This window comes from Variovorax paradoxus, assembly GCF_030815975.1.
Classification (GTDB): domain Bacteria; phylum Pseudomonadota; class Gammaproteobacteria; order Burkholderiales; family Burkholderiaceae_C; genus Variovorax; species Variovorax paradoxus_N.
In genome coordinates, this window is record NZ_JAUSXL010000001.1 from 716,592 (window position 1) to 729,726 (window position 13,135).

The following is a 13,135-nucleotide window of genomic DNA, read 5'->3' on the forward strand; positions in this document are numbered from 1 at the left end:
TGGGAGACGCCATGCCTGAAGTCGCCGAAGACATCCGCCGCGCCATCGAGCCCGCGCAGCTGCGCCAGCTGCTCGGATGCTTTCCGACCGGCGTGGCCGTCATCACCACCTGCACGCCGGACGGTCAGCCCGCCGGGTTGACCTGCAACTCCTTCAGCTCGGTGTCGCTCGATCCGCCGCTGGTGCTGTTCAGTCTGCGCAATGCCAGCCGCCTGCTGCCGACCTTCCAGGCCGCGGACGGCTTCGTGATCAACATCCTCTCGCAGCAGCAGGACGCGCTGTCGGGCCGCTTCGCCTCGAGCAGGATCGAGCACAAGTTCGACGGCGTGGCCTGGCGCGCCGGCCGGCTGGGCATGCCGCTGATCGACGACTGCCTGGCCAGCTTCGAATGCCGCGTGCATGCCACCCACGCGGCCGGCGACCACACCATCTTCATCGGCGAGGTCCGGCACCTGAGCGCCGGCGTGCCCGACCAGGCGCTGGTGTTCTACAAGGGCGCCTACATGATGCTGGCCGAGTCGCTGCGCAAGCTGGTCGTCGAGGGCCGGCTCGGCGACGCCGACATCGACGAGGCCTACCGCACGCTCTACGGCACCCTGCTGCACCTGGCAAGCGAACGCGCCAGCGAGGCCGAGCTCGACGCCGTGCAGCAGGCCGCCGATGCCATCGAGGCGCATCCCGACGACGCCCCGCTCAAGGAGCGCATCGCGTCGGCCAGCGCCTTCTTCGCCTCGATTGCGGCCGCCGGCCACAACGAGGCGCTGACGCTGATGGCACAGACCATGACCAGCGTGCTGCGCGAGCGCATGACGCATGTGCTCTCGGTGCGCGCGCGCCCCGATCTCTTTCCGCTGCGCCGCAAGGTGGCGCACAACCTGCGCCAGCGCAACCCGGAGGGCGCCGCCGCCGCGCTGGACGAGCTGATCACGCAGCTGCGCAAGGGCTGAGCCCTTTCCATAATTCAACAGGAGACAACATGTCCATCGACTACGCCGGCTTCCGGCGCGAACTCGAAGCGTTCGCGCGCAGCGCCTGCCCGCCCGATATCCGCGCCGTCGTCGCGGCCGGCCAGAAGATCACCAAGCGCGAATACCAGGCCTGGCAGCAGATCCTGAACGCCCAGGGCTGGGGCGCGCCGAGCTGGCCGCGCGAAGCGGGCGGCACCGGATGGGACATCCGCCAGCGCCTCATCTTCGAGGAGGTGATGGCCGAGAACGACTGCCCGCCGCTCTACCACCATGGCCTGGGCCACATCGGCCCGGTGATCATCCGCTTCGGCACACCGGACCAGAAGGCCCGCTTCCTGCCGCGCATCCTCGACGGCTCCGACTGGTGGTGCCAGGGCTATTCGGAACCCGGCTCGGGTTCCGACCTGGCCTCGCTGTCCACCAGTGCACGGCTGGAGGACGGCGAGTGGGTCGTCAACGGCCAGAAGATCTGGACCTCGCATGCCCACGAGGCCAGCATGATCTACATGCTGGTGCGCACCTCGAAGGAAGCGAAGAAGCAGGAGGGCATCTCGCTGCTGCTGGTGCCGATGGACACCCCGGGCATCACCGTGCGCCCGATCAAGACCATCGACGGCTGGCACCACCTGAACGAGGTCTTCTTCGACGAGGTGCGCGTGCGCGCCGACAACCTCGTCGGCGAGGTCGGCAAGGGCTGGACCTGTGCCAAGTTCCTGCTCGAGCGCGAACGCCTTCCGCCGGCCAACGTGGCGCGGCTGGAGCTCATGCGCCGGCAGGTCACGCAGCTGGTCGAGCAGGCGAGCCGCGCTGCCGCGGGACAGCGCGACTTCAGCGGCCTGCACCACAAGCTGCTGCTGTGCGAGGCCGACGTGAAGGGCGCGCGCGTGATGATGGCCGAGGCCACCGACGACCTGATCCACCAGCGTCCGCTGGGCGTGCAGCCCTCCGCCATCAAGATGACCTGCGCCGACGTGGCGCAGCGCCTGACGACCATCGCGCTCGACGCCGTAGGACCCGACGCGGCCCACCGCTTTCTCGCCGACGCGGGGCAGGACGTGCCCGACGCCACCTGGATCCAGAACTACATGTTCACGCGCGCCCGCACCATCGCCGGCGGCACCTCCGAGGTGCAGCGCAATGTCGTCGCCAACGAACTGCTGGGAGCCTGAGCCATGGCCACTTCTTTTCCATCGCTGTTTCCCGGCATGCTGCTGGACGCGGCCAGCCGCTATGCAGAGGACCACATCGCGCAGGAGATCCAGGGCGACCCCGTGCGCGAACTGGGCTGGACCGCCACCCTCGTGCCCGAGGAGGCCGGAGGAGCGGGCGGAACCTTGAGCGACCTGGCCTCCATCGTCGAAGGGCTGGCCACGCATGGCCTGCAGCTGCCGGTGGTCGAGACCTGCGCCGTGGTGCCGCTGCTGCTGCAGGCGGCCGGCGCCGAGACGGCCCATCGCTGGCTGGAGGCGGTGGCCGAGGGCAGCGCGCGGATCGCGCCGATGGTCGCGCTGTCCGCCACGCCTGAGCACGATGCCGTCACGGCCAGGCACCTGGACATCGGCTACGAACTGAGCGGCGTGGTGGAGGGCGTCGACTTGACCCTGCCCGCCACGCACTATCTCGTGCCCGTGCAGATGGATGGCGACGACGCCATCTTCCTGGTCGATGCCGAACGCATCGGCGCCCCGAAGGCCCGCTACCGGACGATGGAGGGGCGCCTGGGCGCCGACTTCGCGCTGGAGCGGCTCGCAGTGCCCGAGGGCGCCTGCCTCGCACGCGGTGCCGCCGTGCGCGAGGCGCGTGCCAAGGCGACCGACGCCGCCTTGCTGCTGACCGCCGCGGACACGGTGGCCGCGCTGGCTACGCTCATCCGCCAGACGGTCACCCACCTGAAGGAGCGGCGCCAGTTCGGCGTGGCGCTCGCGAGCTTCCAGGTGCTGCGCCATCGCGTGGCGGACATGTACGTGAAGTACCTGGGCGCCAAGGGCCTGGTGATCCACTGCTTCCACGAATACGAGCAGGGTGCGGCCGACCTGCGCCGCACCTTGCGCCTGGCCAAGGTGTCGCTGGCCGAGTCGGCCCGCGCCTGTGCGGAAGCGGCCATCCAGATGCACGGCGGCATGGGCGTGAGCGAAGAGGTGCTGGCCACCCGCACGGCGCAGCGCCTGATCGCCTCCGAGTTCCGCTACGGCGACCGGCTCATGCATGCCGCACAGCTGCTGGCGCCACCGCAGTCCGCCGAACGAGTTTCTCTTTCCAACCAAACCGGGAGTGTGCGATGAGCATCGAACTGGAAGTTTCCGAATACATCGCCGTCGTCCGGCTCGACAAGCCGCCGGTCAATGCGCTGGACCGCGCCACGCGCCGCCGCCTGATCGAGATCTTCGACGAGGTCTCCGAGCGCGCCGACGTGCGTGTCGCGATCCTCACGGGCACCGGAAAATTCTTCTGCTCCGGCGCGGACCTCAAGGACCGCCCTGATGCGCAGAAGGCGGGCGACTTCCTCGACCACAACCGCTGGACGCGCGAGACCGGCAATGCGATCCGCGAATGCGCCAAGCCCGTGATCGCGGCCGTCAACGGTCCCGCGCTGGGCGCGGGGTTCGGGCTCATGGCCGCGTGCGACATCTTCCTCGCGAGCGAGGATGCCACCTTCGCCATGCCCGAGATCAACGTCGGCCTGGCCGGCGGCGTCTCCATGCTGCGCACCATGTTCGGCCGCTCGTTCACGCGCCGCATGTTCTTCACCGGCATGAAGGTGCCCGCCGCCGAGCTGTACCGCCGCGGCGTCATCGACGAGGTGGTGCCCGGCGAGCAGCTGATGCCGCTGGCCATGGAGATCGCGCAGGAGATCGCCTCGAAGGCGCCGCTGGCCATTGCCTATGCCAAGCAGGCCGCCAACATGATGGACCTGATGCCGCAGCGCGACGGCTACCGCTTCGAGCAGAACTTCACCATGGCGCTGGCCAGGACCGAGGATGCGCAGGAAGCCCGCAAGGCCTTCCTCGAGAAGCGCAAGCCTGTCTACCAGGGGCGTTGATGAAACCCACCCCCGTCCCTCGCTCACTTCGTGTAGCTCGACTCCCCCCTCAAGGGGGCAACACCAGTGGCCCGGCAAAGCCGGTTCCACGGTGTCCCTGGCTTCGGACGCGCCGGTTTCATGCGTTGCGGAAGTCACGCAGTGTCATGGAGATTTGAGATGCAGCAACAAGATGTGCCAGTGGGCTACGGCCTCGACGCGCTGTTCAAGCCGCGCTCGATCGCCATCTTCGGCGCCTCGGACGACGTCACCAAGATCGGCGGCCGGCCGCTGCAGTTTTTGCAGAAGTATGGCTATGCGGGCGGCATCTACCCGATCAACCGCAAGGCCGGCCTGGTGCAGTCGCTGCAGGCCTATGCGAGCCTGGCGGAGCTGCCCGAGGTGCCCGAGCTGGCTGTGATTGCGGTGCCGCCCGCGGGCGTGCTCGAGGCGGTGCAGGACTGCGCGCGGCGCGGCGTGAAGGCCGCGGTCATTTTGTCCGCCGGCTTCTCCGAAATGGGCGAGGAGGGCAGCCGGCTGCAGGAACGCATCGGCGAGGTGGCGCGGGCCACCGGCATGCGCATCGTCGGCCCCAACTGCCTGGGCGCCATCGGCGTGCCCGACAAGAGCATCGCCACCTTCTCGGTGGCACTCGAATCATCCTTTCCCGCGGCGGGCTCCGTGGGCATCGTCTCGCAGAGCGGCAACCTCGGCAGCTTCACCCTGCGGCTGGCCGGCGAGCGAGGCCTGGGCGTGAGCCGCATGCTGACCACGGGCAATGAATGCGACGTGGACATTGCCGACGCGATCGCGTCGCTGGCGGCCGACCCTGGCACGTCCGTGATCCTGTGCTGCATGGAAACCTGCCGCGACGGCGCCAAGCTGAGGCAGGCCATGGCGATGGCGCGCGCGGCCGGCAAGCCGCTGGTGGTGCTCAAGGTCGGCGTCTCCGAGGCCGGCAGCGCGGCCGCGGCCTCGCACACCGGCGCGCTGGCCGGCTCGGACGCCGTGTTCGATGCCGTGCTGCGCGAGGGCGGCGCGCTGCGCGTGCCCAGCATCGAGCTGCTGCTCGAGGTCGGCCATGCGCTGTCGGTGGTCGGTCCGGCGCGCGTGCCCGGCGGCCGCCGGGTGGCAGTGCTCACGGCCTCCGGCGGCTTCGGCGTGCTGCTGGCCGATGCGGCCAGCGCGCAGGGCCTCGCGCTGCCCAAGCTGGCGGCGCAGACGCAGGCGCGCATCCTGTCGGCCGTGCCGTTCGCCGCGCCATCCAATCCCGTGGACATGACGGCACAGGTGTCGAGCCGGCCCGAGGTGCTGGCGCAGATGCTCGATGCCGTGGCGCGCGACGACAGCTGCGACGCACTGATCCTGCAGTCGGCCAATGCCTTCCACGTGCCGCGGCTGCGCGACGTGTTCCTGGAGGCGCTCGCGCAGGTGCGCAAGGACCATCCCGTGCGGCTGATCCTGCTGTGCGCGCGGGCCCCCGACGACGTGCGCGCACGGCTCAACGCGATGGGCTTCCCGGTGGTCGAGGGCATCGATGCGGCCTGCGCGACGGTGGCTGCGCTGCTGCGCTTCGGTGCGCGCGATGCCGAACGGGCTGCTGCGCCGGCCATCGCGCGCGCGCCGCTGGCCGCCGAGGCCTTCGCGACCGAGGCCAGCGCCAAGGCCGTGCTGGCCGAGGCGGGGCTGCCTGTGCCGCGGGAGGCGATCGCGGCCAGCTTCGACGAGGCGCTGGCCGCCGCGCGCGCAATGGGCTTTCCGCTGGTGCTCAAGATCGTCTCGCCCGATATTGCGCACAAGACCGAGGTCGGCGGCGTGTTCGTCGGCGTGCGCTCCGAAGCGCAGCTGCGCGAGGAATACGACCAGCTGCTGGCGCGCGTGGCGTTGAAGGCGCCCGGCGCCCGCATCGCCGGCGTGCTGGTCGCGCAGATGGTGCAGGGCGGCGTCGAGCTGATCCTGGGCACCAAGAAGGACCCGGTGTTCGGCCCGATGGTGATGGTCGGCCTGGGCGGCATCTTTGCCGAGATCTTCAAGGACGTGGCGCTGCAGCCCGCGCCCGTCGACGAGGCGCAGGCCACCGCCATGCTGCGCTCGCTCAAGGCCTTTCCGCTGCTCGACGGCGCGCGCGGCCGGCCGAAAGCCGATGTGATGGCGGCGGCGAAGGCCATCGTGGCGCTGTCGCGATTCGCCGTGCGCCATGCCGAAAGCGTGTCCGAGATCGATATCAATCCCTTGATGGTGCTGGACCAAGGGCGAGGCGCTCATGCGCTGGACGCCCTGCTGGTGCCCGAGGAACCCCTCACGAAAGCCCACCTATGACCACGTCTCTTTCAGGCCGCACGGCCTTCATCAGCGGCGCCGGCCACGGCATCGGCCGCGCCACCGCGCGCGCCATGGCGCGCCTGGGCGCGACCGTCGGCATCAACGACCTGAAGCCGGAGTTCGTGGAGGAGGCCGTGGCCGAGATCCGCGCGCTCGGCGGCCAAGCCATCGGCCTGCCCTGCGACGTCTCGACGCGCGACGGCATGCGCGAGGCCGTGGCGCAGTTCGCACGCGAGGCCGGCCGGCTGGACGTCATGGTCAACAACGCCGCCTGGGTGCGCTACCAGCCGCTGGCCGAGATCACGCCGGAGGTCATGGACCGCATGGTGGAGATCGGCTTCAAGTCGGTGATCTGGGGCATCCAGGCCGCGGCCGAGGCCATGGATGCGCAGCGCGGCGGCTCGATCATCAACGTGGCCTCCATCGCGGCGTTCAAGTCGCCGATGCGCTCGGTGGTCTACAGCGGCATCAAGGCCGGCGTGCTGGGCATCACGCGCGCATCGGCCGCCGACCTGGGTTCGCGCAACATCCGCGTGAACGCGGTCGCGCCCGGTGCGGTGCCCACCGAAGGTACCGCCAAGCATCGCAATGCGGAGCTCGACGCCCGGCGCATCGGACGCACGCCGCTGGGGCGCCTCGGCACGGTGGAAGACATCGCCGACGCCATCTGTTTTCTGGCCGGCGACGCCTCGCGCTTCTTCAACGCGGACGTGCTGCGCCTGGACGGCGGCGCTTCGGAGACCTCTCTGTGAGCGCCGCGATCCGGCCGCCCAAGCGGGTGCAGAACGTGTTCGTCGTGGCGAAGGAGCCGGCCGGCCTGCATGCCTTCTACGAAGGCGCACTGGGCCTGCCGATGAAGTTCCGAGATGGCGACCGCTGGATCCAGTACGGCGTGGGCAACACCAGCGTGGCGCTGGCCTGCCTCGAGGAGGCAGCGCCCGCCACCAGCGGGCTGGTGATGGTGCTGGAGGTGGACGACTTCGAGGGCGCAGCGGAACGCATCGGCGCGGCCGGCGGGCAGGTGCTGGGCCTGCGCGACATGGGCGTCCACGGCGCCGTGCTGTCGCTGCGCGATCCCGAAGGCAACCTGGTGCAACTGTTCCGGCGCGCTGCGCCTGCGGCCGCATGAGTGCATCCGTGCAAGCGCCGGCCACGCTGCAGGCCCTGCTGGACCGCGAGGCGATCCGCGATTGCCTGCTGCGCTATTGCCGCGGCATCGACCGCTGCGACGAGGCGGCCCTGCGCTCGGCCTACTGGGAGGACGCCACGGACTGCCACGGCGCCTGGAACGGCAGCGCCACCGGCTTCATCGAGCAGGCGCTGAAAAAGCTGCGGCAGGGCGGACGCCGCGTCCACCAGATCACCAATGTGCTGATCGAGCTGCACGGCGATGCCGCGGCGGTGGAAAGCAGCTTCTTCGCGCTGCAGGCCACGGCCGCGCAGCCCGAGCGCGAGACCTTCCTGTGCGGCCGCTATGCGGACCGTTTCGAGCGCCGCGGCGGCGAGTGGCGCGTGGCCGCACGCACGGTGATCTATGACTGGATCGAGGAGCGCACCCGGCCCGAACTGAAGCAGGCCGATGCCGCTCTGTTCGGCGCGCGCCAGCCGGTCGGCACCGCGGCACCGCACGATGCCATGTACGCGCTGCTGCGCGCAATGCGGGGCGCCTGATGGCCACGGTCCTGCTCACCGGCGCCGGCGGCGGCATCGGCCGCGCGGCGGCACTGGGCCTCGCGCGTGCGGGATGGCGCTGCGTCCTGGTCGATGCGGATGCGCACGCGCTGCAGCGCCTCGAAGCCTTCTGGCCCGCCGGGGCCGAGCGGCCGCTGAGCCTGGTGGCCGACCTGACGGATGCCGCCCGCATCGAGCGCCTGGGGCAGGAGATTCCGCCGCTCGATGCCCTCATCAACAACGCGGGCCTGTCGGCCGGCGGCGCCGAGGCCACCTCCGGCCACGACGACGGCACGGCCGCACGCCTGCTGGCGCTCAACCTGGCGGCCCCGGCCCGCATGGTGCAGGCTTGTGCGCCGCGGCTTCGGGCGGGGGCGCGCATCGTCAACGTGGCGTCCGGCGCGGGGCTGCGCGCCATTCCGTGGCGCGGACTCTACAGCCCGAGCAAGGCCGGGCTGATCGCGCAGGGCAGGGCGCTGGCGCGAGCCCGGCCCGACTGGACGGTGACCACGCTCGCGCCGGGTTTCGTGCGAACCGAGCTCGTGCAGCGCCTGATCGATGGCGGCCGGCTGAATCCGGCGCAGGCAATCTCGAAGATTCCCGTGGGCCGGATGGCCGAGCCCGAGGACATGGCCGAGGCGCTGTGCTTCCTGGCCAGCGCGGGCGCGCGCGTGCTCACCGGGCAGCTGCTGATGCTCGATGGCGGCTCCTCCATCTGCGGCGGCAGCCAGCCATTGCCGCCATGCGAGCATCGGCCACTGCCGTTCGAGCTGCCGTTGCAGCCGCATGGCGAGGCGGTGCGCGAGCCGGGCTGGCAAGCCGCACTGGCTGGGTGGGCGCATTCGCATGCGGGCAGCCCCGGCCGCCGAAGCTACCCCGCCGTCGTCGACGGCCGTGCACTCGATGCGCCGCCGGGTGCGCAGCTCGATGCCGTGCTCGATGCGGCGCGCTGCTTCCGGGCGCGCCATGCGGCGCTGGCCAGCCTGACGCTGCTGCTGCCGCGGCCCGCGCCGGATCTTCCCTGGGCGCTGGCCGGCGACGCCGAAGCGGCCCGCATGCTGGTGGCCACGCTGGCCGCCGAATGGGGTGCGCATGGACTGCGCATCAATGCGCTGGAACCGACGCCCGGCCTCGCGCCACAGGCCTGCCTGCCGCTGCTCGGCTACGTGGCCGGCGCGCGCGCGCAGTTCATGACCGGGCAGGTGCTGCGGCCCGGCGCCGGCGCGGCCGAACGCTGAAACAGAAACAAGGAGACACCGCATGATCGAAACCGTCATTTCCCGCCGCAGCCTGCTCGCCGGCGCGGGCCTGCTCGCGCTGCAAGCGCCGCTGCGCGCCAGCGAAGCCGGCGGCTGGCCGGCACGCCCTATCCGCATGGTCGTGTCCGGCCCCGCAGGCGCGGGTTCGGACATCTTCGCGCGCCTTCTGGCAGGGCCGCTGCAGCAGGCTCTCGGACAGCCCGTGGTGGTGGACAACAAGCCCGGCGCCAACGGCCTGATCGGCAACGACACCGTCGCCAAGGCGCCGCACGATGGCTACACGATCCTGCTGTCGCCGTCCTCGGCCATCGCCATCAACCCGGTCATCCAGCCGAAGATGCCCTACGACGCCCAGAAGGACCTGCTGCCTGTCGCCCAGGTCGGCGCCGCGGGCATCCTGCTGGTGGCGAATCCGGCCACCGGCATCAAGACGCTGGCGGATCTGGTGCGCCATGCCAAGGCCAACCCCGGCAAGCTGGCCTATGGCTCCTGGGGCAGCGGATCGACAGGCCACCTGGTGATGGAGGGCATCAAGGCCCAGTACGGCATGGACATGGTGCACGTGCCCTACAAGGGCGTCTCGCTGCTGCTGAGCGACTTGCTGGGCAACAGCATCGGCGTGGGCTTTGTCGACATCGCTTCGCCGGTGCCCCACATCCGCAGCGGCAAGCTGCGGGCGCTGGGCTGCACGGGCTCAGCGCGCGGGCCGGCGCTGCCCGACGTGCCCACCCTGACCGAGCAGGGCTACCGCTTCGATGCGGACGGCTGGTACGGCGTCTTTGCACCGGCCGGCACGCCGCGCGAGGTGGTCGTGCGCCTGAACCAGGAGATCAACCGCATCCTCTCGGCCGACGAGATCATCCAGAAGTTCGCCGCGCAGAACATGCCGCGCCCGCCGATCAAGGACGCAGACCAGTTCGCGGCCACGGTGCGCCGCGACCTCGCGGCCTGGCAGTCTCTGGCCAAGGTCGCGAAGCTGCGGCTCGACTGAGTGTTGGCGGGGTCCACAGTCCATCGATTGCGCATTTCGCTGGATTTCTTGCCTGATCCTCTGGCTTTGCCCTTTTTTGGGGAATGAGGCTTGGGCTGGCGAGGTAGAGTCTTTCGCGGAGGCTCCAAGCAGCATGGCATCCAGACATCACGACACGGCGGCGCTGTGTGGGCCGCCGCAGGAGGCGATGGCGCAGATCATCGGCGCGCACACGCCGGGCGCGGGCGACCATGACACGACCGTTGCCGGCCTCGGCTTCTTTCGGCGCGATGTTCCCGCGCCGCCCGTCGTCTGCATGATCGAGCCGAGCATCTTGCTCGTTGCCCAGGGCGCCAAGCAGATGTGGGTCGGCGGCGAAGCCTATGCCTATGACACCTCGCGTTTCCTCATCACCTCGCTGAACGTGCCTGCCAATTCGGAGGTGAAGGTGGCAAGCCCCGGGCAGCCCTGCCTGGGTCTGATGCTGAAGCTCGATGTGCGCATGCTGGCCGAGCTGATCGCACAGGGCGGCCTGCCGCCGCCGCGCGACCGTCCGATCGGCGTGGGGGTGGGCATCGGCGCGGCAACGCCTGCGATCCTGAACCCGTTCGTGCGCCTGCTCGAGCTGCTGGACGAGCCCCACGCGATTCCCGTGCTCGCACCGCTGATCCAGCGCGAGATCCACTACCGGCTGCTGATGAGCGACCAGGCCGCGAGGCTGCGGCAGATCGCCTCGGTGGACGGGCAGGGCTACCGGATCGCGCGGGCCATCGACTGGCTGAAGCTGAACTACGCCCTGCCGCTTCGCATCGACGAACTCGCAGCGCGCATACAGATGAGTGCACCCACCTTCCATCACCACTTTCGCCAGCTCACCGCGATGAGCCCGTTGCAGTATCAAAAATGGCTGCGGTTGAACGAAGCGAAACGACTGATGCTGAGCGAACACTTCGATGCGGCGGGTGCGGCGTTCAGGGTCGGCTACGAAAGTCCCTCCCAATTCAGCCGCGAGTACAGCCGGTTGTTCGGTGCCCCGCCCAAGCGAGACATCGAGGTGCTGCGAGAGACCGCCAGGGGCACCGGTGCGCAGAGGCAAGGGCTGGCGAGCCTGGCATAAGACTTCCGTTCACAGGAGGTTGCGACCTCAGCGGATTGGGCAAGAAAAGAAGCGAAATGCGCTATCCATCCCCGCATGGCGCTAGAAAAATGAGGAGCCAAAGACACGATGAAACTGTTCGCAGGTGCACCGCCTCCCTTCTCCTATTGCGACCGCCGATGGCTCGTGATATCAGCAACGATGGCCGACGTACCCGAACTTCGAACCACTGGAGCCGACATGGACAGTCCCACGACCCCCTTGATCTCGCGGCGCGACGCGCTCATCGCCGGCGCCGCCACCGCTGCGGCGGTTTCTTCTTCTGCGCCTGCCGAGGCGGCGCAGGCTGCGCCCGCGGCGGCGGCAGGACCGCGCGTGAAGCTTTCGCTGAACGTCAACGGGCAGGCTCATTCGCTCCAGCTCGATACGCGCACCACCTTGCTCGATGCGCTGCGCGAGCACCTGAACCTCACCGGCACCAAGAAGGGCTGCGACCACGGCCAGTGCGGCGCCTGCACGGTCATTGCCGACGGAAGGCGGATCAATTCCTGCCTGACGCTCGCCGTCATGCATGACGGCGGGCAGGTCACCACCATCGAGGGCCTGGGCACGCCGCAGAACATGCATCCGCTGCAGGCCGCCTTCGTCAAGCACGACGGCTACCAGTGCGGCTATTGCACGCCCGGCCAGATCTGCTCGGCGGTGGCCGTGCTCGACGAAATCAAGCGTGGGGTGCCGAGCCACGCGAGCGCCGATCTCACCGCGCGTCCTCTGCTGTCGGCCGAAGAGCTGCGCGAGCGCATGAGCGGAAACATCTGCCGCTGCGGCGCCTACTCCAACATCGTCGATGCCATCACCGAGGTGGCCGGGAGCCGCACATGAAGCCGTTCACCTATGAGAAAGCGCAGTCGCCGGCGCAGGCCGCGGCCGCGGTCGCGCGCAGCCCCGGTGGCAAGTTCATTGCCGGCGGCACCAACCTGCTGGACCTGATGAAGCTGCAGATCGAGGCGCCGCCGCACCTGGTCGACGTGAACGGCCTGGCGCTGGACCGGATCGAAGCCACGCCCGAAGGCGGCCTGCGCATCGGCGCGCTGGTGCGCAACACCGACCTGGCCGCCGACGAGCGCGTGCGGCGCGACTACGGCGTGCTGTCGCGCGCGCTGCTGGCCGGCGCCTCCGGCCAGTTGCGCAACAAGGCCACGACCGCGGGCAACCTGCTGCAGCGCACGCGCTGCCCCTACTTCTACGACACCGCCCAGCCCTGCAACAAGCGCCAGCCCGGCAGCGGCTGCAGCGCCATCGGCGGCATCACGCGCCAGCATGCGGTGGTCGGCACGAGCCAGGCCTGCATCGCGACGAATCCGAGCGACATGGCCGTGGCGATGCGCGTGCTCGACGCGGCGGTCGAGACGGTGCGCCCCGATGGCCGCACGCGCGTGATCCCGATTGCCGACTTCCACCGCCTGCCCGGCAACACGCCGCACATCGAGACGGCGCTGGAGCGGGACGAGCTGATCACCGGCGTCACGCTGCCCAGGCCCATCGGCGGCACGCAGATCTACCGCAAGGTGCGCGACCGCGCCTCCTATGCCTTCGCGCTCGTTTCCGTTGCGGCCATCGTGCAGCGCGATGGCTCGGGCCGCGTTGCACTGGGCGGCGTGGCGCACAAGCCGTGGCGCGTGGAGGCCGCGGAGGCGGCGATGCCGCAGGGCGCCAAGGCCGTGACCGCGCAACTGCTGGCCGGCGCGCAGCCGACGCACGAGAACGCATTCAAGTTGCCGTTGTCCGAGCGCACGCTGGCCGCGGCGCTGGTGCAGGCAAGGAGCTGAT

At 70.0% G+C, this 13,135-nt stretch carries 13 protein-coding genes; all 13 read left to right on the top strand.

The features are described 5' to 3' along the window. The first annotated feature begins 11 nt into the window (after nucleotides 1–11). Nucleotides 12–947, top strand: coding sequence for a flavin reductase (locus tag QFZ47_RS03455; protein WP_307654297.1), 936 nt, complete (start codon nucleotides 12–14; stop codon nucleotides 945–947). 29 nt (nucleotides 948–976) lie between these two features. Next, entirely contained in the window at nucleotides 977–2,137 is a 1,161-nt protein-coding gene (locus tag QFZ47_RS03460; protein WP_307654298.1) for an acyl-CoA dehydrogenase family protein, read from the top strand. 3 nt (nucleotides 2,138–2,140) lie between these two features. Beyond that, nucleotides 2,141–3,250 (top strand): acyl-CoA dehydrogenase family protein, encoded by a 1,110-nt coding sequence (locus QFZ47_RS03465; RefSeq protein WP_307654299.1) that lies wholly within the window; start codon nucleotides 2,141–2,143, stop codon nucleotides 3,248–3,250. Further along, complete coding sequence (locus QFZ47_RS03470; RefSeq protein ID WP_307654300.1) at nucleotides 3,247–4,008, top strand: enoyl-CoA hydratase/isomerase family protein; 762 nt, start codon at nucleotides 3,247–3,249, stop codon at nucleotides 4,006–4,008. Before QFZ47_RS03465 ends, QFZ47_RS03470 begins: the two co-directional genes overlap by 4 nt. Nucleotides 4,009–4,167: 159 nt before the next feature. Then, entirely contained in the window at nucleotides 4,168–6,306 is a 2,139-nt protein-coding gene (locus QFZ47_RS03475) for an acetate--CoA ligase family protein (RefSeq protein ID WP_307654301.1), read from the top strand. Further along, a complete protein-coding gene (locus QFZ47_RS03480; protein ID WP_307654302.1) occupies nucleotides 6,303–7,061 on the top strand; it encodes an SDR family NAD(P)-dependent oxidoreductase in 759 nt (252 codons plus the stop codon). Before QFZ47_RS03475 ends, QFZ47_RS03480 begins: the two co-directional genes overlap by 4 nt. Then, nucleotides 7,058–7,438: a VOC family protein gene (locus QFZ47_RS03485; protein ID WP_307654303.1), complete on the top strand. Its 381-nt coding sequence runs from the start codon at nucleotides 7,058–7,060 to the stop codon at nucleotides 7,436–7,438. The genes QFZ47_RS03480 and QFZ47_RS03485 overlap by 4 nt, the downstream gene beginning before the upstream one ends. Beyond that, nucleotides 7,435–7,980 (top strand): nuclear transport factor 2 family protein, encoded by a 546-nt coding sequence (locus QFZ47_RS03490; protein ID WP_307654304.1) that lies wholly within the window; start codon nucleotides 7,435–7,437, stop codon nucleotides 7,978–7,980. The genes QFZ47_RS03485 and QFZ47_RS03490 overlap by 4 nt, the downstream gene beginning before the upstream one ends. Beyond that, the gene (locus tag QFZ47_RS03495; RefSeq protein ID WP_307654305.1) at nucleotides 7,980–9,218 is read left to right on the top strand and encodes an SDR family oxidoreductase; all 1,239 of its coding nucleotides are present in this window, start codon (nucleotides 7,980–7,982) and stop codon (nucleotides 9,216–9,218) included. Before QFZ47_RS03490 ends, QFZ47_RS03495 begins: the two co-directional genes overlap by 1 nt. 22 nt (nucleotides 9,219–9,240) lie before the next feature. After that, on the top strand, nucleotides 9,241–10,230 hold the full coding sequence (locus QFZ47_RS03500) for a Bug family tripartite tricarboxylate transporter substrate binding protein (RefSeq protein ID WP_307654306.1): 990 nt from the start codon (nucleotides 9,241–9,243) through the stop codon (nucleotides 10,228–10,230). A gap of 133 nt (nucleotides 10,231–10,363) precedes the next feature. Further along, nucleotides 10,364–11,326 carry an AraC family transcriptional regulator gene (locus QFZ47_RS03505; protein ID WP_307654307.1) on the top strand — a complete coding sequence of 321 codons (963 nt, stop codon included), beginning with the start codon at nucleotides 10,364–10,366 and terminating at the stop codon, nucleotides 11,324–11,326. 219 nt (nucleotides 11,327–11,545) lie between these two features. Next, nucleotides 11,546–12,187 (top strand): aldehyde dehydrogenase iron-sulfur subunit PaoA, encoded by a 642-nt coding sequence (paoA, locus tag QFZ47_RS03510; RefSeq protein WP_307654308.1) that lies wholly within the window; start codon nucleotides 11,546–11,548, stop codon nucleotides 12,185–12,187. Beyond that, nucleotides 12,184–13,134 (top strand): FAD binding domain-containing protein, encoded by a 951-nt coding sequence (locus tag QFZ47_RS03515; RefSeq protein ID WP_307654309.1) that lies wholly within the window; start codon nucleotides 12,184–12,186, stop codon nucleotides 13,132–13,134. Before paoA ends, QFZ47_RS03515 begins: the two co-directional genes overlap by 4 nt. The last annotated feature ends 1 nt before the right edge of the window (nucleotide 13,135 follow it).

Coding starts and splice junctions, on each gene's coding strand:
- QFZ47_RS03455 (WP_307654297.1), top strand. CDS start 12: ATGCCTGAAGTCGCCGAAGACATCCGCCGCGCCATCGAGCCCGCGCAG.
- QFZ47_RS03460 (WP_307654298.1), top strand. CDS start 977: ATGTCCATCGACTACGCCGGCTTCCGGCGCGAACTCGAAGCGTTCGCG.
- QFZ47_RS03465 (WP_307654299.1), top strand. CDS start 2,141: ATGGCCACTTCTTTTCCATCGCTGTTTCCCGGCATGCTGCTGGACGCG.
- QFZ47_RS03470 (WP_307654300.1), top strand. CDS start 3,247: ATGAGCATCGAACTGGAAGTTTCCGAATACATCGCCGTCGTCCGGCTC.
- QFZ47_RS03475 (WP_307654301.1), top strand. CDS start 4,168: ATGCAGCAACAAGATGTGCCAGTGGGCTACGGCCTCGACGCGCTGTTC.
- QFZ47_RS03480 (WP_307654302.1), top strand. CDS start 6,303: ATGACCACGTCTCTTTCAGGCCGCACGGCCTTCATCAGCGGCGCCGGC.
- QFZ47_RS03490 (WP_307654304.1), top strand. CDS start 7,435: ATGAGTGCATCCGTGCAAGCGCCGGCCACGCTGCAGGCCCTGCTGGAC.
- QFZ47_RS03495 (WP_307654305.1), top strand. CDS start 7,980: ATGGCCACGGTCCTGCTCACCGGCGCCGGCGGCGGCATCGGCCGCGCG.
- QFZ47_RS03500 (WP_307654306.1), top strand. CDS start 9,241: ATGATCGAAACCGTCATTTCCCGCCGCAGCCTGCTCGCCGGCGCGGGC.
- QFZ47_RS03505 (WP_307654307.1), top strand. CDS start 10,364: ATGGCATCCAGACATCACGACACGGCGGCGCTGTGTGGGCCGCCGCAG.
- paoA (WP_307654308.1), top strand. CDS start 11,546: ATGGACAGTCCCACGACCCCCTTGATCTCGCGGCGCGACGCGCTCATC.
- QFZ47_RS03515 (WP_307654309.1), top strand. CDS start 12,184: ATGAAGCCGTTCACCTATGAGAAAGCGCAGTCGCCGGCGCAGGCCGCG.